The organism is Streptomyces sp. BE303 (assembly GCF_036290945.1).
In the GTDB taxonomy this organism is placed as follows: domain Bacteria; phylum Actinomycetota; class Actinomycetes; order Streptomycetales; family Streptomycetaceae; genus Kitasatospora.
This window is the reverse complement of sequence record NZ_JAQYWZ010000933.1, coordinates 13,334-33,633: the sequence shown is the minus strand read 5'-3', so window position 1 is coordinate 33,633 and position 20,300 is coordinate 13,334. Positions and strand designations below refer to the sequence as shown.

The window sequence follows — 20,300 nt, the reverse complement described above, 5'->3', positions numbered from 1 at the left end:
TGGTTGACGATCCTGCGAGTTGTGTCCTCCGACCGTCTTCCCGACCTACCTGCCTGCCTGTCCTACCTGCCTACCTACCTTGCTCGGCCCGTGTGCCCCGGCTGCCCGCCCGCCGGTTCCGCCGGGACTCAGGCCCGCTTCTCCCAGACGTACGCCGCCGAGACCGGGTGGCTGCGGTACTTCTCCCACTTCGGCTTGAGCGCGATCCACTCGTCGTCCACGACCGCCTCCGCCATCTCGACCAGCGTCCAGCCGGCCGCCAGGCCGGCGGTGAGGTGGTCCGACACCAGGTGGACGTGGGTGGTGATGGCGATGTCGGCGCCTCCCTCACCGGTGAAGTGGGTCGGCATGCCGGCCGCCATGATGAAGTACGGGTGCAGGCCCACCAGCACGCAGCGGCCGCCCGGACGGGCCAGCCGCCAGGCCTCGCGGTAGTACGGGCCGAGGTCGGCGAGGTGCTCGTCGATCAGCGAGGAGATGACCAGGTCGTACCCGCCCTCCGCCAGGCCGGTGGCGGCGACGTCGCCCTCGGTGAGGCTGTCGTGGGCGCCCCGCTCCCGGGCCGCCGCGAGCATCTCGGGGGTGAGGTCCACCCCGTCGAGCACCAGGCCGTCCGTGGCCCGGGCGCGCAGCCAGGCGCCCGTGCGGCCGGTGCCGCAGCCGAGGTCGGCCGCGCGGCCGACCTCCGGCCAGGCCGGAGTGGTGAGGCGGTCGAGTACGGCGAGGTCCATCGCGTCCTCGACGGTCTGCTCGTACGTGGCCACCCACTGGGCGTAGCCGGTCCTGACGTCCACGGTGGGGTAGTTGCGGGTGTCGAAGTCGGAGAAGTGCACCATGTCGGGCAGTATCGTCGGCGGCGCCGGTCGGCCGCGAACGATTATCGGGGCCGGTCGCGGACCCGGTCATGGCTCGGCGACGGGGCGCGAGGGGCGCAACTCGCCGCTCAGAGGGCCAGCTTGAACCCGTCGTGGCTGCGTTCGAAGCCGAGCGAGGCATAGAACCGGTGCGCCCCGGTGCGGCGCTTGTCGCTGGTCAGCTGGACGAGGGTGCAGCCGCGCGAGCGGGCCCGGGCGACCGCCTCGGTCAACAGCTCGTGTCCGAGGCCCGCACCCCGCCGGTCGGCCCGCACCCGGACGCCCTCGATCAGTGCGCGTTCCGCGCCGCCCCGGCCGAGGCCGGGGATGTAGGTCAGCTGGAGGTAGCCGATCACCGTGCCGTCGCCCTCGTCGAGCACCAGCATCTCGTTGCGGGCGTCGGCGTCCACCTCCGCGAAGGCGCGGGCGTAGGCTTCGTCGACCCGGACCTCGGCAGGGTCGGTCACGCCCTCCTCGTCGACGAGGAGGGCGATGACGGCGGGCAGGTCCTGGCGGGTCGCGGTGCGGAGAATCACGCCCGGAGTCTGCCAGAGCGGCGTCCGGGCCGGTCGATCGGAGGAGCGGTGATGCGGACGGTCACTCTGGCGGAGGCCGAGGTGCCTCGCGAACTGAAGCTCCAGGTGGCCGAGTTGCAGGACCAGGTCTGGCCCGGGCCGCCCGGCCCGTCGGCCGAGCCGGTGCACGACCCGGTGTTGCGTCCGCGGTCGATGCTGCTGCTGGACGGCGACCGGGTGGTGGCCGCGCTCGACGTGCTCTCCACGTCGCTGGACCACGCCGGTCGGACGTACGCGGCGAGCGGGCTGAGTGCGGTGGTCACCGACCGGGCCCTGCGGGGTCGCGGGTACGGGCGGCGGCTGGTGGTCGCGGCCCGTGCGGCGATCGAGGAGAGCGGCGCGGATCTCGGGCTCTTCACCTGCGACCGGGAGCTCCGGACCTTCTACGAGGGGGCGGGCTGGGAGCTGCTCCCGGGTGCGGTGCTGGTCGGCGGGACGGTCGAGCGGCCCTTCCCGAGCGATCGGGAGGGGTTCGACAAGCTGACCATGGCGGCGTTCCTGACCGGGCGCGCCCGGCGGCACCGGGCGGACTTCGCCGGTGCCCGGATCGGCCTCTACCCCGGTGAGATCGACAGGCTCTGGTAGAGCAGACCGGGATGGCGGGGCGTCAGATTCAGATGGTGATCAGACGGTCCCGGGCGGCGGTGAGGTCGGACGGGTCGACGCCTGCGGCCAGCAGGTACGGCGCGGGGTCGAAGTCGTCGAGAGTGGCGTGCAGGGCGTCCTCGGCGGTGGTGCCGGCTTCGGCGAGCACCGCGTCGATGCGGCGGTACTGGTCCGGGAGGCCGAGCATGCCGTACAGCGGGCGGACGTTGGGCGCGCTCAGCAGGTAGTCGGCGACGATCTCGACGGGCTCGACGCCGGCCAGGGCGAGCAGCAGCAGGGCGGCCAGGCCGGTCCGGTCGCGGCCGGCGCCGCAGTGCACGACGAGGCCGCCGGGGCGGGCGCCGGCGATCGTGGTGATCAACTCGGCTGCGGCGTGCGGGCAGTGGTCCAGGTAGGGGCGCAGCGCCAGGGGGGTGCCGTCGAGGTGTCCGTACGCCTCCCACCAGGCGGGGCCGGCGAGTTCGTCCAGCGGTACGCGGATCAGCTCGACGCCCTCCGGGAGCGGGAGGAGCGGTTTGTACTCCTCGATGTTGCGCAGGTCGACGACGGTGCGGACGCCGTGGTCGAGGAGGGCGTCCCAGCCCTCGGCGGTGAGCCGGTCCAGGTTGTCGGCCCGGGTGATCGAGCGGCGGGTGGTGCGGGCGCCGGTCGTGGTGCGGAGGCCGCCCAGGTCGCGGACGTTGAGGCAGCCGTCCCAGACCAGGGTGCGGTCCTCGGTGGTGGTCTGCGCGTGTGCCCGGCTCATTGGCTCCCCGTTTCCCGAACGGGGGCTCGTTACCCCCTCGTTATCTATGGACTCTCAGGGGGTCCGGATGGTTCCTCTGATGTTCGGACGATCGTATGCCTGATGGGGCGTCAGGTGGGGTGTGATCGACGAGAGTGACGGGCCGGAGTACGGGACGGCGGGACGGGTCCCCGCGGTCGGACGGAGGCTCCGCGCCGACCGGCAGGCTGCCTTCGGGGCTGTTCACCGGCGCGGGAGTCGGCTCACCGCTCCGGGTGGCGGCCGTCGCCGCCCGTGCCCCGGTCGAGGCCCGGGCCGAGGTCCCAGAGCGGCCGCCCGAGCGTGTCCTGGCAGCGGACGGTGCGGAAGCGCTCGTCCTCCGCCGAGAGGAACCCCCGGGCGACGCCCCGCAGGACGGTCCGGGCGGCCGCGTCTGCCCTCGTCCACGCGCCCGTGAGCACGAGTGCCTTGTCGACCAGCTCGGCGCGCTGGATCCGGGCGACCGCGACCGCCAGCAGGGTCGCGTTGACCTGCTCCAGTTCGGCGGGGGAGAGGTAGGTCTCGCCGACTTCGCCGCCCCGGTCGCGCTCGGCACGGCGGCGCAGCTCGGGAAGGCCGTAGTGCCGGACGGCGGCCACCGAGTCGTCCAGCGCGACCCGCCAGCGCGGCCCGGGCAGCACCTCCCACCAGACGTCCTCGCCGACCGGCATCAGCTCGCCGATCCGGGCCCGCCAGACCTCGATGCCGTAGACGGCGCGCGGGTCCGGACGCGGGCCGGGGAAGGCGGCCCCGGCCCAGTCGGCGCGGCCGACCAGGCTCAGGTCGAAGGTGTAGCGGAGCCGGTCCTCGGTCCGCTGCTCGACCAGGCCGAGCAGCGCCCAGTGGGTCTCGTCGGGGAGGCTGAAGGTCCGGAGCCGTCCGGTGAGACCGAGGAGGCGGAGGGCGGGGGCGAGGTGGTCGCGCAGCCCGCGCTCGTAGAGCTCGTGTGCGGTCGTCATGGCGGGTCCTGAACGGTCGTGTCGGGCGGGCGGGTGGTGCCGGTGGGGAGGCGGAAGGGGTCGGGACTCCGGCGGGGGCCGCAGCGGGGAGGCAGGGCTCGGCGGCCGGGGAGGGCGGCCGGGGCGAAGGGGGTGGCGGCGCGGTGGGCGGGTGCGGGCTGCCGGACTCGGGCCGCCCGAAGCGGGCGGCCGGGGCCGGCCGCCGGGTTCGGAGGCCGGATCCGAAGGTCGGGATCCGAGGGCCGGGGAGAGGCCGGCCGAATGGATCGTCCACTGACAACATAGGCAGGAGGACGCTTCGACCGCTGCGGGCCAAGGCCAGCGGGCGGCAGGACCTTCGACCCGAAGGCCGGATGTCCTTGGTCCGGCGGACCGGCGTCCCCGGCCGCGGTCACGGACCGCCCGCCGGACCCGTGCCCGCCCGTTTCCCGGGCCCCGCGTAACGGTCCGACTCCGCCACGGCCGGCTGTTCGCCCGGATGGCGCATGATGTGGCGGGTGCAGAGTGCAGAACGCCCCGGAGCGGGCACCGACAGGCACGTCGGCCGGTCCGTCCCGGTGACGACGTCAGGCCCGCCGCTCGGCCCGCCCGCGCGCGCGGCCACCTCCCCCGTCGATCTGACCGAGGCCGTACGGGCCGCGCAGGACGGGGACGAGGAGGCCTACCGGCTGTTGTTCCGGAGCGTTCAGCCGGGTCTGCTCCGCTACCTGGGCGTGCTGGTCGGCGGTCGGCCCGAGGGCGCCCAGGACGCCGAGGACATCGCCTCCGAGGCCTGGCTGCAGATCGCCCGGGACCTGCGCTCGTTCTCCGGCGACGGGGACGGCTTCCGGGGGTGGGCCGCCACCATCGCGCGCAACCGGGCGCTGGACCACCTGCGGTCCCGGCGCCGCCGGCCGGTCGCGGACCTGCCGTTCGAGTACCTGGCCGAGCTCGCCGCAGGGGACGACACCGCCGGTGCGGCCCTCACCGCGGTCGGCACCTCGGACGCTCTGGCGCTGATCGCCCGCCTGCCGCGGGACCAGGCCGAAGCCGTGATGCTCCGGGTGGTGATGGAACTGGACGCCGAGAGCGCCGCCCGGGTCCTGGGCAAGCGGTCGGGCAGCGTCCGGATGGCCGCGCACCGGGGGCTGCGGCGGCTCGCCAAGCTGCTGGAGCAGCCCTTCGTGCCGGGGCCGGCCGGACCGGGGATCCCCGCCGCCCGGACGGGCGGGGGCACCGGCAGGGCTGTCCGGGAGGGCGCCGGGACGCCGGTCGAAAAAAGTTCTCCGCAGGGTGTGACAGAACGCCGGGCCGCGACGCTGAAGGACATGAGATGAGCACCAACCGACCCCGTCGGATCGACCGTGACACCGCCGAGCAGCTGCTCTCCGGTGCCGTGGGAGGCCCGTCGGCCGGGCAGGGCGCCTCGCTCACCGGACCGGACGGCGGAACCGCGCGCACCGGCCCCAGGCCGCCCGAGGACGGGCGGACGGGGCAGGTCGCCCGCGTGCTCGCCGCTGCGGCGGCTCCGGCGACGCAGGGTGAACTGGCCGGGGAGGCCGCGGCCCTGGCCGCGTTCCGGGAGGCCCGTCTCGCACCTGTTCCGGCAGTGCCCGCCGCACCTGCCGTACCCGCACCCGTCCGGAGACGAACGATGGCGACCGCCGCGCTGACGAGGGCCTTCAGTACGAAGGCCGCTGCCGTCGTGCTCGGCGCCACGGCGCTCGGCGGGGTCGCGGTCGCGGCGGGCACGGGCAACCTGCCGTCGGCGCTGGGCGGCGGCGCGGACGAGCCGCGCCGCAGTCCGGTCGCGCCGACCGGCGCGGGCCCGTCGTCCTCCTCGGCGGTGCGGCCCGGAGCGGCGACCGGTACGCCGTCGCCCGTGCCGCTCACCGCGGGTCCGTCCGCCGGGTCGTCGGCCGGATCCTCCGCAGCCCCCTCCGCCGGGTCGTCCGCAGGTTCGTCCGCGGGGTCGTCCGACACCTCCTCCGGCGTCCCGTCCGAAGGCCCCACCGCCTTCGGCCCGTCCGCCGGGGCCGGCCGTCCTGCGGTTCCGGGTACGTCGGCCTCGCCGGACGCGGAGGGCCGGGGCCTGCCGGGTCAGGGCGTGTCGGCCGCCCTCTGCAAGCGCTTCACGGACCGGGCGGGCAAGGGCGAGCGGCCGCGTCAGCTGGTCAAGGACCCGCAGTTCGACGCGCTCATCGCGGCGGCGGGCGGGCCGGAGAAGGTGGAGGCCTACTGCGCGGACGTGCTCCGGAAGTCGGAGGACGATCGCCGGGGCAACCCCTCCTCGCGTCCGCAGCCCGGCGGGAACGGATCCGGCAAGGGCTCCGACGACGACCGCGACCGCGGCGGCCGCTCGGGCGGCTCGGGCGGCTCGGGCGGCTCGGGCGGCTCGGGAGGTTCCGGGGACGGTCGCGGGGGCAGTGCCGGCAGCGGCAGCGGCAACGGTGGTGCCGGTGGTACCGGTGGGGGGAACGACACGGGCAGGGCGGACGCGGGCGCGGTGACCCCGCCCGTGACCGCACCGCTCCCGCCGTCCACGGGCGCACCGGGCGGCCCGTCCACGGCCGCGTCCGCGCCGGCCGACCGGTCCGCCACCGGCCGTCCGACACCCGACCCCGACAGCCGACCCGACAGCCGACCTGACAGCCGACCCGACGACAAGGTCGACACCCGGTCCGACACCCGGTCCGACGACGCCTCGTCCGAGAGGTGACCCAGAACTCCGGGTGGGCGGTGAGCGAATCCCCCCGGGCCCGCCGCCCATCCGGACCGCCCCACCCGGCACCACCCGTTCCACCCGCGTGACCCGTTCCGCCGCAGTACCCAGCTCCACCCGAAGACTCCGGGTGGCCGGTCGGCTCCCCCGTGCCCGCCGCCCACCCGGCCCGGCCCCGGCCGGACCGGCGGGCGCACCTCCCGGACGCGCCCCCGGCCCGGCCGGGCCGGACACCCGCCGGCCCGCCCGCCCGCAGTCAGGGCGGGCCGGCACCCCCGCACCGCCGACTGCTCAGCTCCACAGCTCCGCACCTGGACCCGACCGTGACCGTCACCTGGTACGACCACGAGCCGGCGGCCGGGGATCCGCTGCCCGGTTCCCCGGCCGTCTTCCCCCCTCCGACGGGCCGCCGGGACCGCCGCCGCCCCGTGTTCCCGGACTTCCCCGGCCGCTGCCGCCGCCCGGGCGCGTCGCCCGCGGGGGCTATCGTGCACAGGTGAACGAGGCGGTCCGGGCCCCGGACAGGGCGCGTGAGGGGAGTTCCAGGTGATCGGACGGGCGCTGAACGGGCGTTACGAACTCGTCGAGATGCTCGGCGTCGGCGGCATGGCCACCGTCTGGCGCGGGGTGGACCACGTGCTGGGCCGCCAGGTGGCGGTCAAGGTCCTCAACGGGGGCCTCGCCGACGACCCGCGGTTCGCCGAGCGGTTCGGCCGCGAGGCGCAGCACGCCGCCATGCTGGTCCACCCGAGGATCGTCATGGTCTTCGACTCGGGGGTCGACCAGGGCTCGCCGTACATCGTGATGGAGCTCGTCCAGGGCTGCTCGCTGGCCGCACTGCTGGCCCAGCGGCCCGGGCTGCCGGTCGAGCAGGCGGTCGGGATCGCGGCCGCGGTCTGCGAGGGCCTGGCCGTCGCGCACGGCGCCGGCCTGGTGCACCGGGACATCAAGCCCGGCAACATCATGATCACGGACGACGGCGGGGTGAAGGTCGTCGACTTCGGGATCGCCCGGGCCGGCTCCTCCCACAACCTCACCCAGGCCGCCTCCGTGCTCGGCACCGCCGCCTACCTCTCGCCCGAGCAGGCCACCGCCAGTCCCCTCGACGGCCGTACCGACCTGTACGCGATCGGCTGCGTCCTGACCGAAATGCTCACCGGTGCCCCGCCGTTCGTCGCCGAGACGCCGGTGGCGATCGCCTACAAGCACGTCGGCGAACTGCCGCTGCCGCCCTCGGCCCGGCGGCCGGGCCTGCCGCCCGCGCTGGACGCCGCCGTGCTGCGGCTGCTCGCCAAGAACCCGGCCGACCGGCCGGCCGACGCGGCCTCCGCGCGCGCCGAACTGCTCTCCTGCATACCGGGGCTGATGGTCGCCGACCCGACCACGGAACTCCTCGCGGCGGTGCCCGTGCCGCAGGCCTACCCGGTCGCGGACCAGCAGCACACCGCGTTCCTTCCGCCGCAGCCCCCGGCGCCCCGGCCGCCCGCCGCGACCTCGGTCATGGCGCCCGTACCGGCCCCGCGGTCGATGCCCGAGCCCGTCCAGGAGGACCGGCGCAAGCCGCTGATCTTCGGTGCCCTCGGCCTGGTGGGGATCGCCGGCGCCGCGATGATCGCGCTCACGGCCTTCGACGACCCGGGAGCCCCGGCCGCGGGTGCCAGACCCGGCGTCAGCGCCAGCGCGACGGCGACCACGCCGACGCCGACCGCGCCCACCCAGACGCCGACCGCGACCCCGACCCCGTCGTCGACACCCACCAGCACGCCCACCAGTGCCCGCCCCACCACGCCGGCGCCGCACAACCCGGCTCCACTGGTCCAGATCAACGCCCTGCGCCAGAGCATCGCCCAGACCCAGGTGGAGAAGGACCGCAGCCGTCAGGTCGACCTGCTCCGGACGCTGGACGACGCCACCGCCCGGCTCAACGAGGGGCAGACCGACAGCGCCGTCCGCGAGTTGAAGGGCGCCCAGAAGACCGTCCGCGACCTCGCCCGGAAGCACGCCATCGACGGTCAGACCTACCAGAACTGGAACTCCCGGCTCTCCTCCCTGATCACCTCCCTCAACGCCACCGCCGACGACGAGGAGGACTAGCAGGCCGGGACCTCGCCCCGAAGTCCCGCAGGAGCCGCCTCGACGCCACGAGGGGGCGCCGGGCCACACGGGCCGACACGGGGTGGTCGGCAGGGCCGGGGTGCGTGGTGATCGTCCGATGACGATTCGGGGAGCGGGCGTCGGCAGGCCGCGACGGGTGGGCGGGGGCGGAGCGCACCCCGCCGTCATGCCGCGGTCGACTCCACGATGACGAGCGTCCCCAGGCTCCCCTCCCGGACCGTGTGGCGTGCGCCGGCCGGCACGACGCACAGCTCGCCCGGCCGCACGGACAGGTCGGCGCCCTCGACGGTCAGTTCCAACCGGCCGTCGAGGACCAGCAGCACCTCGGCGACATCGTGCACCTCCTCCGCCACCCCCGTCCCGTCCATCCGCAGGACCTTGACGCGGGCGGTCCCCACGTCGCCCAGCGCGCGCGAACTCCAGGCCTGCGGCAGTGCGGACGCCGTGCGGAACAGGTCGACCGGGTTCATGGCATGCCTCTCTCCGGTGGAGGCTCTCGCCTCGGGTCGGTGGATGTCTCGACGCTAGCCGGATCCGGCCCCCGATCGGTCGACCGTTTGGCAAAATCGCCCGCATGCTGAAGATCGGTTCGGTGGTGCTCGGAGTGGCGGACGTACGGCGGGCGGCGGCGTTCTGGGGCGAGGCCCTGGGATACGCGCCGCGGGGCGGCGAGGAGGTCGGGGACCGCTGGGTGGTCCTGGTCGCGCCCGGCGGGGCGGGTGTCCAGGTGGCGCTCGGGCGCAGCGAGTCGGCCGTCCAGGAGCACCCCCGGGTCCACCTCGACCTGTACGCCGACGACGCGGCGGACCAGGCGGCCGAGGTCGAGCGGCTGGTGGGGCTCGGCGCGCAGCGGGTGGACTGGGACCTCTACCCGGAGGACCCGGATTTCGTGGTCCTGGCGGACCCGGACGGCAACAGGTTCTGCGTCATCGACACGAGCCGTTGAGCCCCGGCCGCCGCTGAGCCCCGGGCCGGCGGTGAGCCCCCGGGCCTGGGTGGCCGCGGCGGTGTCAGCCCGGGCCGTGCCGCCGCACGCGCTGTTCGACGCCGCTGCGGATGTGCCTGCTCAGCACTCCGGCGGCCGCGGCCAGGAAGACGAAGTTGTAGACGATCTGCATGATCACCACCAGACGCGGCCCCTGCCCCTCCGCGGTGATGTCCCCGTACCCGACCGTCGCCATGGTGACGATCGTGAAGTAGAGCGCGTCGAGCCGGGTGTTCAGGCCGTCGAACTCGCCGGCATGGGCGGCGAGGACGTAGTAGCTGCCGGCGAAGACGGTCAGCGCGAGGCAGATCAGGAACACCAGCCAGACGCCCGGGTGGTGGCCGGTGCCGCGCAGCATGTCGGCGATCCTGGCGAGCAGGAGGGCGGAGAGCAGGACGAGGGCGGCTGCGAAGACCAACCAGCTGAGCACCGGCCGGTCGTCGCCGAGGGTGCGCAGCGGCAGGGTGAAGTAGCCGATCATCAGCAGGGTGAACGAGCCCAGCAGCAGGCCCCAGGCCCGTCGGTCGACGCGGTCCCCGGGCGGCTGCACGGGCGGCTGCCGTGGGGTCGGTTGCGACGGTGGCTGCGGTGGAGGCTGGTCGGCGGACATCCCCGCCAGCGTGCCGCACGCCGACCGGTGCCCGCCCGCCGGGCTGCTCCGTCCGAGGGGCGGGGGGCGTGGCGCGTGGGGCGTGGGGCGTGGTCCGGGTCAGCCCGCCAGCCCCTGCCGGATCGCCAGTACCGCCAGCCGGACCCGGTTCGGGCTGCCGGTCTTGGCCATCAGGTTGGAGACGTGCGTCTTCACCGTGGTCACTCCGAGGTGCATCCGCTCGGCGATCTCGATGTTCGACAGCCCGCCCGCGATGTGCCGCAGCACCTCGTGCTCGCGCCCGGTGAACCGGGCCACCGGCTGCCGCCGGCCGTCCTCGCCGGTCCAGTCCGTGGCGGCCCGGGCCACCACCCGGCGCAGCACCTCGGGGCTGTACGGGCTCTCCCCGACCGCCGCCCGCCGCACCGCGTCCAGGACGGCGGCCGGTTCGACGTCCTTGGCGAGGAACCCGCAGGCGCCCGCGGCGAGCGCCGGGTAGAGGCGGTCGTCGTCGTCGAAGGTGGTGAGGACGACGACCCGGGTGGCGGGGAGCAGGCGATGGAGTTCGCGGGTGGCCGTGATGCCGTCGGTGCCGGGCATGTGCAGGTCCATCAGCACGACGTCCGGGCGGAGCCGCAGGGCCAGCTCGACGGCGTGGGCGCCGTCGGCGGCCTCACCGGTCACGGTCAGGTCGGGGGCGGACTCGCAGAGCATCCGGACACCGGCCCGGACGAGCTGCTGGTCGTCGACGATCAGGACGCCGATGGTCGCGGGGCCGCCGACGGCCGTGGGGCCGGGGCGCGCGGGATCGGCGGTCGCGGCGCCGGTGGCCGCGGGGCGGCCGTTCGGGATGCCGGTCATGCGGCTCCTCCGCGGACCCGGGGCGGTGCCGCCGGGGTCGGTACGGGTGACGGCGCCGGTACGGGTGACGGTGCCGGTGGAGCCCCGGCTCCCTCCGGGAACGGCCAGGAGGCGGCCAGCCGCCATCCGCCCGGCACCGGTCCGGTCTCGATCGTCCCGCCGACCAGCGCCACCCGCTCGCGCATGCCGAGCAGCCCGTGCCCGCCGTTCATGTCCGTCCGCCCCTTCTCCGCCGTGTCGTCCGGTAGTTCGTTCTCCAGCTCCAGCCGCACCCGGGCGCCCTCCGTGGTGGCCCGCAACCGTACCCGGGCGGCGGGCCCGGCGTGTTTGGCGACGTTGGCCAGGCCCTCCTGCACCAGCCGCAGCACCGTCAGGCCGCCGAGCGCGTCCAGCTCCGCGAGCCGCCCGCCGATGTCCGCGTCGATCCGCAGGCCGGCCTGCCGGGACCGTTCGACCACGCCGTGCACGGTGGCCGGCAGGTTGGCGGTGTCGGCGAGCAGGGGGGCCAGCTGTCCGGCGTCGGGCTCGCGCAACGCGGTGAGCAGCCGCCGCAGGTCGGTCAGCGCGGTGGTGGCGGAGGCGTGCACGTCGTCCAGGACGGCGGTCATCCGGGGGTCGGCGGACGGCAGGACGTGTCGGGCGATCCCGACCCGCAGCACCGTCGAGGCCAGGTGGTGGGCCACCATGTCGTGCAACTCGCGCGCGATGGCGGCGCGTTCGCCCATCCGGGCGCCCCATTCGGCGAGGTCCCGGTTCCGTTCGGCCTCGCGGGCCCGCGCCTGGGCCGCCCGGGTGGCCTGCTGGGCCGAGCGGATGTAGCCGGCCAGCAGGACCGGCACGCCGCCGACCACCGCCGCCCGGTAGCACGCGCCCACCACGCCGCCGGGCAGCCCCGTACAGGCGTGCGCCAGCTGCACGGCGAGGAGGACGCCGACCGCCCACCCGACCCGGGGGCCCCACTGGCGGACGGCCAGCTCGAAGAACGCCGCCGCGGCGCCGACCTTGACCTCGATCTGGACGGGGTGCGCCACCAGCGGCGCCATCAGCGCGCACTGACCGAGCGCCACGGCGAACGGCCACCGCCCGCCGACCGTGGCCAGCACCAGCGCGCCCACGCCCACCGCCCGGTCGACGGCGTCCAGCAGGCCCGGGCCGCCCGCCCCGCCCGCCAGCAGCAGATAGCCGAGCCCGGACGCCACGAGCGCGGGCCGCAGCAGCCGGAGTCCGATCCCTCGCGTTCCCCACACGGTGTCGAGCGTAGGACGGTGGGCGGCCGGGGTGATCGTCCCTCAGGCCGATCCCGGGCCTCCTCCTTCAGGCCGGGTGTCCCGCGCCGCCGCCCGGTTCGTCCAGGAACTCCAGGACCGCGAGCACCGCCAGTAGCGCGAGCGCCAGACAGAGGGTCACCAGGGCGGTCGGGTAGCTCCAGAACAGGAACGCCAGCGCCGCACCGGCCACCGCCACCCAGCCGAGCCACGTCTTCCACCGGTGCACGAACCGGCCGACCGGCCCGAACCGGAGCCCGGCCCGCTCCGCGCTGTGCCGGACGGCGGCCAGCCCGGACGCCCACATGCCCCGCACCGTCCTGGCCCAGCGCCCGGGGCCGCTGAGCCAGGCACCCAGGGCGACCAGCAGACCGAGCGCGATCACCACCCGGACGGCCGACCGCAGGTACCGCACCAGCGCGTCGTAGACCGCCGAGGCCGCCGCCTGGTCGACACCGGCCGGCAGTTTGTCGAGGTAGACGGCCCGGAAGACGGAGAGCCCGATGCCCAGGACCAGTGCGCCGCCGGCGATGCCCAGGGCGACGGTGACGGCGGCCCTGCGCCGTCGGACGGCCAGCAGGACACCGGCGACCGCGCAGGCCACCGTCAGCACCGGCAGCCAGAAACCGGCCAGGTCCAGCAGCCGGAAGGCCGTCCGGACCTTGGGGATGGCGTCCGACTGGACCAGGGTGTACTCGGTGTGCACCTCGGGGATCTTCGAGGCGACCGACAGACCGCTGTCGATCAGTCGGGTCTTCGCCCGGTCGATCAGCGGCGCGAGGTCCAGCACCACGGTGTCGTCCTTGATCGCGACGGCCCCGCCGCCGTGCCCGGTCAGCATCTTCTCGACGGCCGCGTGCGCGTTGCGGTTGATCTCCGTCCAGACGGTGGCGAAGGCGTCGCTCCCGACCAGCTGCTCGACGCGGTCGTGCACGAATCCGGTGAGTCCGCTGGTGAGCGCCTGGCTGACGGGGCCGAGCAGTGCGCTCAGACGGGGCCGGTCGTCGGGCGCGACCGACTCCAGCAGCGACTCGACCGGGATGTGCTTCATGATCTCGGTGGTCACCCGGTCGGTGACGGCCGCCTGGATCGCCGGGTCCCGGGCGAGCGGCGCCATCGTGGCGACGTACCGGTCGGTGTCGGTGATCTGGGACTTGGTCCAGGCGGCGGCCACGCTCAGCGGCGTCAGCACGCAGGCCAGCAGGACGAGGAGGACGGCGAAGGACGACCGGACGCGGTGGTGCCGCTGGGTGGCCTGCGCCTTCAGGCGGGCCGTCAGCCGGGCGTCGTGGTCCTCGACGGCGCTGAGGCGGGCGCGCAGCTCGGCGAGCTCGTCGGAGTGCCGGTCACCGGGCGGCCGGTCACCGGGCGGCCGGACGCCCGGTGACGGGTCGCCGCGGGGCCGGTCGTCCGGTTGCCGGTCTCCCGGGGGAGGGGCGTCGGGCTGTCGGTCGCCGGGGGGTGGGGCGGGCCGGCCGGCGGGCTGCTGGTCGGGCTGATCGCCGGGGCGGTCGGCCGGCTCGTTCGTCGGCATCCCTCAACTCCGTTCCTCCGGTGGTGCATTTCAGGAGATAACGGATCAAGAGGGTCGGCCAGTCGGGTCGGCCACTCGGGCCAGACGGCCCCGGGCCAGGTGGTGGGGCCCGGTGGTGGGGCCCGGACACGACGAAGCCCCCGCCGTGATGGCGGGGGCTTCGTCGACGCTCGGACGGCCCGGGTACGGGGCCGGTCTCAGGCGGTGGTCGTGGACCGGGGCTGCTCGGTGGCCTTGGTCACGTGGGTCGGCGTGACGGCGGGCTGCGCCGGCTGGGCCGCGGGCTGGGCCGGTGCGGCAGTGCTCTGCGCGGTGCCCGGGGCGGCGTCGGCGGCGGGGGCGGGGGCGGGGGTGTCGTCCTCGCGCATCGCCTTCGTCTCCGCCTTGAGGATTCGCATCGACTTGCCGAGGCCGCGGGCCATCTCCGGCAGCTTCTTCGATCCGAACAGCAGGATTACGACAGCCAGCACCACGAGTACGTGCCAGGGCTCAAGACCGTTCCGCAGCATCCCTGGCCACCGGTCCCTTCTTGTCTAGAGGCGTCCGTCACAGTTGGGCAAAAGCGCCCGACCTGGCCAGTATGCCTGGCCGTACCGGCGAACGTATACACCGGCCGGGAAACGCTGGTCAAAAACCAGATGTTGCGGGAACGGCCCAGGGACAGTGGTGGGGGCGCGCCGGCGTGCCCGGACGCGCCGGTCCGGTCAGTCCGCGTAGCCGATGATCAACCCGCAGAACACCGCCGCCACCAGGGTCACCCCGACCGAGAGGACGAGCAGCGTCGGAGTCCTCGGCAGCGGGGAGCCGGTCCGTATCGCCGCCTCGACCTTCACCCACCGCCGGTACGCGGCGGCGCCGAGTGCCGCCCCGCCGAGCGCGCAGATCACGGCCAGTGCGATCCGCAGCGGTGCGGGTGCGACGTCGGGGGTGAGCTGGTCCACGGCGATGCCGCCGGCCAGCAGGCCGAGCGCGGTGCGGATCCAGGCGAGGAAGGTCCGCTCGTTGGCCAGGGTGAACCGGTAGTCGGGCTCCTGGCCGCCCGCCGCTCCGGTGGGGGTCGGTCCGTCGTCCAGGTCGGCGCCCGGCCCGTCGTCCAGGTCGTCGGCGGACCCTCCGTCCGCCGGACGGTGCGGTGGACGGACCGGCGGCTCCTCCGGCTGCGGCATCGGGCCTCCGTTCCGCGCCGCACGTTGGCCGGTTCCGGACCGTGGCCCCGACCGTGCGCGGCCGTGGCGGGCGCTCCCCGCCGACCCTAGGACGGGCGCTGCCCCGCCGCAGCTCGGGCGGCGGCCGACAGCGGCGACGGCCGAAACCGGCGACGGCCGGCCCGGGTGGCCGGTCCGGTCACCCGCGATCGGCCCCGGTCAGTCGCGGCGGGCTAGCAGGTAGCCCCGGCGGGTCTCCGCCTCCAGCGGGTAGGGGCCGCGTTCCAGCCGGGCCGTCACCGTGAACCCGGCCTCGGTCAGCAACCCGGCGACGGCCTCCGGATCCAGGAAGTGGAAGTCGACGTCGACCGGGTGCCCCCACCACTCGTCCAGCCGTCGCACCTCGCTGCCGAGGTGGAACGCGACCAGCAGCACGCCGGACGGCCGCAGCACCCGCCGCATCTCCCGGAAGGCGGGCCGCAGCTCGGCCGCCTCCAGGTGGATCACGGAGTAGAGCGCCACCCCGGCGGCGAACTCGCCGTCGGCCGCCGGCAGTCGCAGCAGGTCCCCGACCCGGAAATCCGCCCCGGGGTGGTCCCGCCGTGCGACCGCCACCATGGCCGGCGAGAGGTCCACCCCCACCGCCGTCACGCCGTGTTCGGCCAGCCACCCGGTGACGTGTCCGGGGCCGCAGCCCAGATCCGCGACCGCGCCGCCCGCGGCCTCCTCGACCACCGCTCCCAGCAGCGCCCGGTCCATCACCTTGTACGCGAGCTCGCCCCCGATCCGCTCCCGGTACTCCTCCGCGACGGCGTCGTAACTCGCCCGTACCCGACCGTGGTTCACCTCGTCCGACATGGCGGCAGCCTGGCACATCCGTTCGGCCGGGTGCACCCGGACGGCCTCCGGCCCCGGCTCCGGCCCCGGGGCGGGCGCGGCGACGGCGGGTGCGGCGACGGCGAGAGCCCCCGTCCCGGGTGACCGGGCGGGGGCTCCTGATGACGCGCGTGCGGGTGGGTCGGTGCCGGCGGTGTCAGACGGCGGGGCGGGCCGGAAGGTGACGCATCAGGCGGTAGGCGAGGAAGGAGGCGGCGACCGCGAAGAGCAGGCCGACCACGGCGGCGACGTGCAGGCCGTCGGTGAAGGCGACGCGGGCGGTGTCGAGGAGGTCGGTGCCGAGCCGGCCGGGGAGGCGGGCGGCCACGGTGACCGCACCGCCGAGGGTGTCCCGAGCGGTGTCGGCGGCGGCGCCGTCCAGACCGTCGGGGAGGGTGCCCTCCAGACGGGAGCGGTAGACCGCGGCACCGGCCGCGCCGAGCAGCGCGATGCCGAGGGAGCTGCCGAGTTCGACGGCGGTCTCGGAGGTGGCGGAGGCGGCGCCGGCCTGGTCGACGGGGGCGGCCGTGACCACCATCTCGGCGGTGAGGGTCATGGTGCCGACGGTGCCGGCGGCCAGTACGCCCGCCGCGGTGAGGACGAGGGCGAGCGGGGAGTCCGCGCCGACCTGCGTCATCATCCCGAAGCCGGCCGCGCCGATCAGGAAGCCGCCGGCCATCAGGACCGCCGGGCGGACCTTGCCGGCCAGCGCCGAGCTCACGCCGACGGCCGCGCCGACGCCCACGCTGGGGACGAGCGACCAGAGCGAGGCGGTCAGCGGGCTCATGCCCTTGACCAGCTGCAGGTACTGGGAGGTGAAGAGCGTGAAGCCCATCATCGCGAACATCGCGACGGTGTTGACGCCGATCGCCCCGCTGAAGGCGCGGATCCGGAAGAGGCTCAGGTCGAGCAGCGGGTTGGCGGCGGTGCGCTGGCGCCGGTAGAAGGCGCCGGCGAGGAGCAGACCGGCGGGGACGGCGAGGACGGGGAGCGGGCTCCAGCCGTCCACCGCGATCGTCTTGACCCCGTAGACCAGCGGCAGCACGGCCGCGAGCGAGAGCGCCGCACCGGACAGGTCGAAGCGGCCGTGCCGGGGGGAGCGGTACTCGGGCAGCAGGGCGGGCGCGGCCAGCAGGACCAGGGCCATGACCGGGACGGCGAGCAGGAAGGCGGAGCCCCACCAGAAGTGGTCCAGCAGCAGGCCGCCGGCGACCGGGCCGAGGGTGGCGCCGGTGGTGAGGATGCCGCCCCAGGCGCCGAGGGCGATCTGGCGCTGCTTGGGGTCGTGGAACATGTTCCGGATCAGCGCGAGGGTCGACGGCATCACGGTGGCCCCGGCCACGCCGAGCAGGGCGCGGGCGGCGATCAACTGGCCGGCGCCGTCCGCGTGGGCGGCGAGCAGCGAGGCGCCGATGAAACCGGCGGCGCCGATCATCAGCAGCCGGCGGCGGCCGATCCGGTCTCCCAGCGCTCCCATCGTGAGGAGCAGCCCGGCGAGCAGGAACGAGTACATGTCCATGATCCACAGCTGCTCGGTGCCGCTCGGCGCCAGCGTGGTGGAGATGTAGGGGACGGCGAAGAAGAGCACGCCCATGTCCATGGTCAGGACGAGGGTCGGGAGCAGGAGGACGGTGAGCCCGATCCATTCGCGGCGGCCTGCGCGGCCGGTGGTTGCGGTCATGGGGACGACAGTACGGACGTGTCAGACGCTTGTCTAGTACGTTCGTCTCAATCACTTGTGCAAGACGAGCGAGCCAGACAATCGTGCAAGACATCTGTCCAGGAGGGACGTAGCATCGGGGCATGGGAAATCGCGAGGACCTGATGGCCGGCGCCAAGCGCTGCCTGTACGAGAAGGGCTACGGGCGCACCACCGCCCGGGACATCGCCGCCGCGGGCGGCGTCAGCCTGGCGGCCATCGGCTACCACTTCGGCTCCAAGGAGGCGCTGCTCAACGCGGCGCTGATCGAGGCGACGGGCGAGTGGGGTGCCCGGCTGGCCGCCGTGGTGGAACGGGCCAACAGCGCGTCGGACGACCCGGAGGAGCGGTTCGTCGCCGTCTGGGACGGCGTGAAGGAGACCGTCGCCGAGCACCGCGGCCTCTGGGCCGCGCAGTTCGAGGCGATGGTGCAGGTGGAGCGGGTGCCGGAGCTGCGGGACGCGCTCGCCGATGCGCAGCGGCGCGGACGGCTCGGACTGTCCGCGCTGTTCCAGGGGCTGACCGAGGTGCCGGACACCGAGGAGGAGATGGCCCGCGGCGTCTTCTACCAGGCCCTGCTGGTGGGCATGGCCGGGCAGTGGCTGGCCGCCCCGGAACTCGCCCCCGGCGGCCGGGACTTCCTGCGCGGACTGGAGCTGGTCGGCGGTTCGGTCCTCAGGGGCGGGGCAGGCCCGGGCCGGCACGGCCCCGCCGCGGCCCCGGGCGGACCTGCCGACTGACCGTCCTGCCGGTGGTCAGACGGTGACGGCCGTCAGCAGTACCACCGAGTCGATGTGGGCCAGCAGCCCGTGCCGCTCCTGCGGCACGGGGTGCAGCTGGCCCGCCGAGAGTTCCACCCGCCGTCCGCTGATGGTCAGCGAGACGCGGCCGCGGAGGACCTGGAGGCTGGCGGCGGTCGGCGCGTTGTGCTCGTCCAGTGCGGTGCCGGCGGTCAACGCGATCACGGTCTGCCGCAGGACGCCGTCGTGCAGCACGAGGTGGGCACTGCGCCCGTGCGGGCTCTCGGCGGCGAGCGCCGCGTGCTCCGCGACGAGCTGTTCGAGATCGATCATCACGCGTCCTCCTGCGGCGGGCGTGCCGGGGTCCGGCGGGCGTGCCGGGGGACCGGGCAGTGCCCGTCCCCTCCGGCCCAGCGTCGCGGACGCGCCGGGCGCCCGCACCCGGAGAGCCGCCGGGTCGTCACCGTACGGGACCACTCGGGGTGCGGAGGCCGTCGGCTGCACCCATGGTGGAGGCATGGTGACCAACGAGCGTTTTCTCAGCGGATTCCAGGTCAACCGCTCGCTGCTGGCCGGCGGCGCGGTGCTCACGGGCATCGGCGCGCTGCTCGGGGCGGCCGGAGCGGTGATGGTGTGTGCGGCGCTGGCCACGGCCGGCCGCACCTGGGTGCGGGGTCTGGAGACCCCGCCGACCGCGCTGGCCCAACGGGCGCTGCGCGAGGCCAAGGTGGCCTCGGCGGCCGGCTGGGAGGCGTGGCGCACCGAGCACCATTCGCCCAACTGAGCCGGGCAGGCCGGGTGGATCGCGGCCCGGGCGGGCCGGGCGGGCCGGGTGTCCGGCCTGCGCCCGGTTCCGCCGGGCCCGGCCCGGCTACAGCCCGAGTGACTTGGCGACGATGCTGCGCATGACCTCGCTGGTCCCGCCGTAGATCCGGAAGACCCGGTTGTCCGTGTAGAGCCGGGCGATCGGGTATTCCAGGATGTACCCGTAACCGCCGTGCAGCTGAAGGCACTTGTCGATCACGACGGACGCCGACTCGGTGCAGAACAGCTTGGCCGCCGCCGCGTCCGCGACGGTCAGCTCGCCGTCCTGGTACAGCTCCAGCGCGCGGTCGACCATCGACTGCTGCGCCACCACCTGGGCCTCGCAGTCGGCCAGCGTGAACTTGGTGTTCTGGAACTCGGCGACCGCCTTGCCGAACACCTTGCGGTCCTTGACGTACTGCACCGCGAACCGCACCGCCGCCGCGGCGGCCGCGTACGCGCCGACCGCGATCGCCAGCCGCTCCTGGACCAGGTTGTGGGTCAGGTACGCGAACGCCCGGCCCTCCTCGCCGAGCAGGTTCTCCACCGGCACCTTGACGTCGCTGAACGCCAACTCGGCGGTGTCCGAGGTGCGCAGGCCGATCTTCTCCAGCTTGCGGCCGACGCTGTAGCCGGGGGCGTCGGTGTCCACGCAGAGGATGGAGAGGCCGGCCCGGCGGTTCTCCGGGTCGTACGGCGCGGTGCGGCACACCACCAGGACGAGGTCGGCGAGGACGCCGCCGGTGATGAAGGTCTTGGCGCCGTTGAGGACGTAGTGGGTGCCGTCCTCGGAGAGCCGGGCGGTGGTGGCGATCCCGGCGAGGTCGGAGCCGGCTCCCGGTTCGGTCATGGCGATGGCGGTCATGATGTCGCCGGAGACGAAGCCGGGCAGCCATCGGCCCTTCTGCTCCTCGGTCGCGTACTCCAGCAGGTAGGGGAGGACGAGGCCGGTGTGCACGCCGGAGGAGCCGAAGCTCACGCCCGCCCGGGCGGTCTCCTCGGCGACCACCGCCTGGAACTTGAACCCGCTCTCGCCGGCGCCGCCGTACTCCTCGGGCACCTCGATGCCGTAGACGCCGAGTTCGCCGAGCTTGCGGTAGAAGTCGCGCGGCGGGTGGCCCGCGGCCTCCCAGCTCTCGTAGACGGGGACGACCTCGTTGGCGATGAAGTCCCGGATGGTCTCCCGGAAGGCCTCGTGGTCCTCGGTGAACACGGTGCGGCGCACGACG

The 20,300-nt window shown here is 74.9% G+C and carries 22 protein-coding genes; 7 read left to right on the top strand and 15 right to left on the bottom strand.

Annotation, left to right across the window (positions count from 1 at the left end; all coding sequences use genetic code 11):
* Positions 1-128 precede the first annotated feature (128 nt).
* Positions 129-836 (bottom strand): class I SAM-dependent DNA methyltransferase, encoded by a 708-nt coding sequence (locus tag PUR56_RS38295; RefSeq protein WP_329952359.1) that lies wholly within the window; start codon positions 834-836, stop codon positions 129-131.
* A 107-nt stretch (positions 837-943) separates the two neighbouring features.
* A complete protein-coding gene (locus tag PUR56_RS38290; RefSeq protein WP_329952358.1) occupies positions 944-1,390 on the bottom strand; it encodes a GNAT family N-acetyltransferase in 447 nt (148 codons plus the stop codon).
* A gap of 51 nt (positions 1,391-1,441) precedes the next feature.
* On the opposite strand from PUR56_RS38290, the gene PUR56_RS38285 reads away from it, so the two are divergent.
* Positions 1,442-2,014 carry a GNAT family N-acetyltransferase gene (locus PUR56_RS38285; RefSeq protein ID WP_329952357.1) on the top strand — a complete coding sequence of 191 codons (573 nt, stop codon included), beginning with the start codon at positions 1,442-1,444 and terminating at the stop codon, positions 2,012-2,014.
* A gap of 28 nt (positions 2,015-2,042) precedes the next feature.
* Here PUR56_RS38285 and PUR56_RS38280 read toward each other — a convergent pair whose 3' ends face one another.
* Positions 2,043-2,780: a tyrosine-protein phosphatase gene (locus PUR56_RS38280; protein ID WP_329952356.1), complete on the bottom strand. Its 738-nt coding sequence runs from the start codon at positions 2,778-2,780 to the stop codon at positions 2,043-2,045.
* Between the two features lie 242 nt (positions 2,781-3,022).
* Complete coding sequence (locus PUR56_RS38275) at positions 3,023-3,757, bottom strand: hypothetical protein (protein WP_329952355.1); 735 nt, start codon at positions 3,755-3,757, stop codon at positions 3,023-3,025.
* A gap of 488 nt (positions 3,758-4,245) precedes the next feature.
* On the opposite strand from PUR56_RS38275, the gene PUR56_RS38270 reads away from it, so the two are divergent.
* From PUR56_RS38270 to PUR56_RS38260, 3 genes are all read left to right on the top strand, one after another.
* Positions 4,246-5,073 carry an RNA polymerase sigma factor gene (locus PUR56_RS38270; RefSeq protein ID WP_329952402.1) on the top strand — a complete coding sequence of 276 codons (828 nt, stop codon included), beginning with the start codon at positions 4,246-4,248 and terminating at the stop codon, positions 5,071-5,073.
* Positions 5,070-6,455 carry a hypothetical protein gene (locus PUR56_RS38265; RefSeq protein ID WP_329952354.1) on the top strand — a complete coding sequence of 462 codons (1,386 nt, stop codon included), beginning with the start codon at positions 5,070-5,072 and terminating at the stop codon, positions 6,453-6,455. Before PUR56_RS38270 ends, PUR56_RS38265 begins: the two co-directional genes overlap by 4 nt.
* A gap of 549 nt (positions 6,456-7,004) precedes the next feature.
* Complete coding sequence (locus PUR56_RS38260) at positions 7,005-8,552, top strand: protein kinase domain-containing protein (protein ID WP_329952353.1); 1,548 nt, start codon at positions 7,005-7,007, stop codon at positions 8,550-8,552.
* A 185-nt stretch (positions 8,553-8,737) separates the two neighbouring features.
* Here PUR56_RS38260 and PUR56_RS38255 read toward each other — a convergent pair whose 3' ends face one another.
* Complete coding sequence (locus PUR56_RS38255) at positions 8,738-9,043, bottom strand: cupin domain-containing protein (protein ID WP_329952352.1); 306 nt, start codon at positions 9,041-9,043, stop codon at positions 8,738-8,740.
* A 104-nt stretch (positions 9,044-9,147) separates the two neighbouring features.
* Between PUR56_RS38255 and PUR56_RS38250 the strand changes: the two genes are divergently transcribed.
* The gene (locus tag PUR56_RS38250) at positions 9,148-9,519 is read left to right on the top strand and encodes a VOC family protein (protein WP_329952351.1); all 372 of its coding nucleotides are present in this window, start codon (positions 9,148-9,150) and stop codon (positions 9,517-9,519) included.
* A gap of 64 nt (positions 9,520-9,583) precedes the next feature.
* Here the strand turns inward: PUR56_RS38250 and PUR56_RS38245 are convergent, their stop codons facing one another.
* The 8 genes from PUR56_RS38245 to PUR56_RS38210 form a co-directional block, all read right to left on the bottom strand.
* Complete coding sequence (locus tag PUR56_RS38245) at positions 9,584-10,108, bottom strand: potassium channel family protein (protein ID WP_329885644.1); 525 nt, start codon at positions 10,106-10,108, stop codon at positions 9,584-9,586.
* Positions 10,109-10,267: 159 nt separating this feature from the next.
* A complete protein-coding gene (locus PUR56_RS38240; RefSeq protein ID WP_329952350.1) occupies positions 10,268-11,008 on the bottom strand; it encodes a response regulator transcription factor in 741 nt (246 codons plus the stop codon).
* Positions 11,005-12,255: a sensor histidine kinase gene (locus PUR56_RS38235; protein ID WP_329952349.1), complete on the bottom strand. Its 1,251-nt coding sequence runs from the start codon at positions 12,253-12,255 to the stop codon at positions 11,005-11,007. The genes PUR56_RS38240 and PUR56_RS38235 overlap by 4 nt, the downstream gene beginning before the upstream one ends.
* 67 nt (positions 12,256-12,322) lie before the next feature.
* On the bottom strand, positions 12,323-13,807 hold the full coding sequence (locus PUR56_RS38230) for a hypothetical protein (protein ID WP_329885641.1): 1,485 nt from the start codon (positions 13,805-13,807) through the stop codon (positions 12,323-12,325).
* 197 nt (positions 13,808-14,004) lie between these two features.
* On the bottom strand, positions 14,005-14,316 hold the full coding sequence (gene tatA, locus PUR56_RS38225) for a Sec-independent protein translocase subunit TatA (RefSeq protein ID WP_329952348.1): 312 nt from the start codon (positions 14,314-14,316) through the stop codon (positions 14,005-14,007).
* 195 nt (positions 14,317-14,511) lie between these two features.
* Positions 14,512-14,973, bottom strand: a complete 462-nt coding sequence (locus PUR56_RS38220; RefSeq protein WP_329952347.1) for a YidH family protein — start codon at positions 14,971-14,973, stop codon at positions 14,512-14,514.
* A 198-nt stretch (positions 14,974-15,171) separates the two neighbouring features.
* Complete coding sequence (locus PUR56_RS38215) at positions 15,172-15,810, bottom strand: class I SAM-dependent methyltransferase (RefSeq protein WP_329952346.1); 639 nt, start codon at positions 15,808-15,810, stop codon at positions 15,172-15,174.
* A 175-nt stretch (positions 15,811-15,985) separates the two neighbouring features.
* Positions 15,986-17,509: an MFS transporter gene (locus PUR56_RS38210; RefSeq protein ID WP_329952345.1), complete on the bottom strand. Its 1,524-nt coding sequence runs from the start codon at positions 17,507-17,509 to the stop codon at positions 15,986-15,988.
* 122 nt (positions 17,510-17,631) lie between these two features.
* Here PUR56_RS38210 and PUR56_RS38205 point away from each other — a divergent pair, with 122 nt between their 5' ends.
* A complete protein-coding gene (locus tag PUR56_RS38205) occupies positions 17,632-18,267 on the top strand; it encodes a TetR/AcrR family transcriptional regulator (RefSeq protein WP_329952344.1) in 636 nt (211 codons plus the stop codon).
* 15 nt (positions 18,268-18,282) lie between these two features.
* Here the strand turns inward: PUR56_RS38205 and PUR56_RS38200 are convergent, their stop codons facing one another.
* Positions 18,283-18,600, bottom strand: coding sequence for a cupin (locus PUR56_RS38200; RefSeq protein WP_329885635.1), 318 nt, complete (start codon positions 18,598-18,600; stop codon positions 18,283-18,285).
* Between the two features lie 184 nt (positions 18,601-18,784).
* Here PUR56_RS38200 and PUR56_RS38195 point away from each other — a divergent pair, with 184 nt between their 5' ends.
* Positions 18,785-19,051 (top strand): hypothetical protein, encoded by a 267-nt coding sequence (locus PUR56_RS38195; RefSeq protein WP_329885634.1) that lies wholly within the window; start codon positions 18,785-18,787, stop codon positions 19,049-19,051.
* A gap of 87 nt (positions 19,052-19,138) precedes the next feature.
* Here PUR56_RS38195 and PUR56_RS38190 read toward each other — a convergent pair whose 3' ends face one another.
* Complete coding sequence (locus PUR56_RS38190; protein ID WP_329885633.1) at positions 19,139-20,296, bottom strand: acyl-CoA dehydrogenase family protein; 1,158 nt, start codon at positions 20,294-20,296, stop codon at positions 19,139-19,141.
* Positions 20,297-20,300: the final 4 nt, after the last annotated feature.

Bases quoted from the DNA above. Each gene is read 5' to 3' on its own strand.
- PUR56_RS38295 (WP_329952359.1), bottom strand. From the start codon at position 836: ATGGTGCACTTCTCCGACTTCGACACCCGCAACTACCCCACCGTGGAC.
- PUR56_RS38285 (WP_329952357.1), top strand. From the start codon at position 1,442: ATGCGGACGGTCACTCTGGCGGAGGCCGAGGTGCCTCGCGAACTGAAG.
- PUR56_RS38280 (WP_329952356.1), bottom strand. From the start codon at position 2,780: ATGAGCCGGGCACACGCGCAGACCACCACCGAGGACCGCACCCTGGTC.
- PUR56_RS38275 (WP_329952355.1), bottom strand. From the start codon at position 3,757: ATGACGACCGCACACGAGCTCTACGAGCGCGGGCTGCGCGACCACCTC.
- PUR56_RS38270 (WP_329952402.1), top strand. From the start codon at position 4,246: ATGTGGCGGGTGCAGAGTGCAGAACGCCCCGGAGCGGGCACCGACAGG.
- PUR56_RS38265 (WP_329952354.1), top strand. From the start codon at position 5,070: ATGAGCACCAACCGACCCCGTCGGATCGACCGTGACACCGCCGAGCAG.
- PUR56_RS38255 (WP_329952352.1), bottom strand. From the start codon at position 9,043: ATGAACCCGGTCGACCTGTTCCGCACGGCGTCCGCACTGCCGCAGGCC.
- PUR56_RS38250 (WP_329952351.1), top strand. From the start codon at position 9,148: ATGCTGAAGATCGGTTCGGTGGTGCTCGGAGTGGCGGACGTACGGCGG.
- PUR56_RS38240 (WP_329952350.1), bottom strand. From the start codon at position 11,008: ATGACCGGCATCCCGAACGGCCGCCCCGCGGCCACCGGCGCCGCGACC.
- PUR56_RS38230 (WP_329885641.1), bottom strand. From the start codon at position 13,807: ATGCCGACGAACGAGCCGGCCGACCGCCCCGGCGATCAGCCCGACCAG.
- tatA (WP_329952348.1), bottom strand. From the start codon at position 14,316: ATGCTGCGGAACGGTCTTGAGCCCTGGCACGTACTCGTGGTGCTGGCT.
- PUR56_RS38220 (WP_329952347.1), bottom strand. From the start codon at position 14,973: ATGCCGCAGCCGGAGGAGCCGCCGGTCCGTCCACCGCACCGTCCGGCG.
- PUR56_RS38215 (WP_329952346.1), bottom strand. From the start codon at position 15,810: ATGTCGGACGAGGTGAACCACGGTCGGGTACGGGCGAGTTACGACGCC.
- PUR56_RS38210 (WP_329952345.1), bottom strand. From the start codon at position 17,509: ATGACCGCAACCACCGGCCGCGCAGGCCGCCGCGAATGGATCGGGCTC.
- PUR56_RS38205 (WP_329952344.1), top strand. From the start codon at position 17,632: ATGGGAAATCGCGAGGACCTGATGGCCGGCGCCAAGCGCTGCCTGTAC.
- PUR56_RS38200 (WP_329885635.1), bottom strand. From the start codon at position 18,600: ATGATCGATCTCGAACAGCTCGTCGCGGAGCACGCGGCGCTCGCCGCC.
- PUR56_RS38195 (WP_329885634.1), top strand. From the start codon at position 18,785: ATGGTGACCAACGAGCGTTTTCTCAGCGGATTCCAGGTCAACCGCTCG.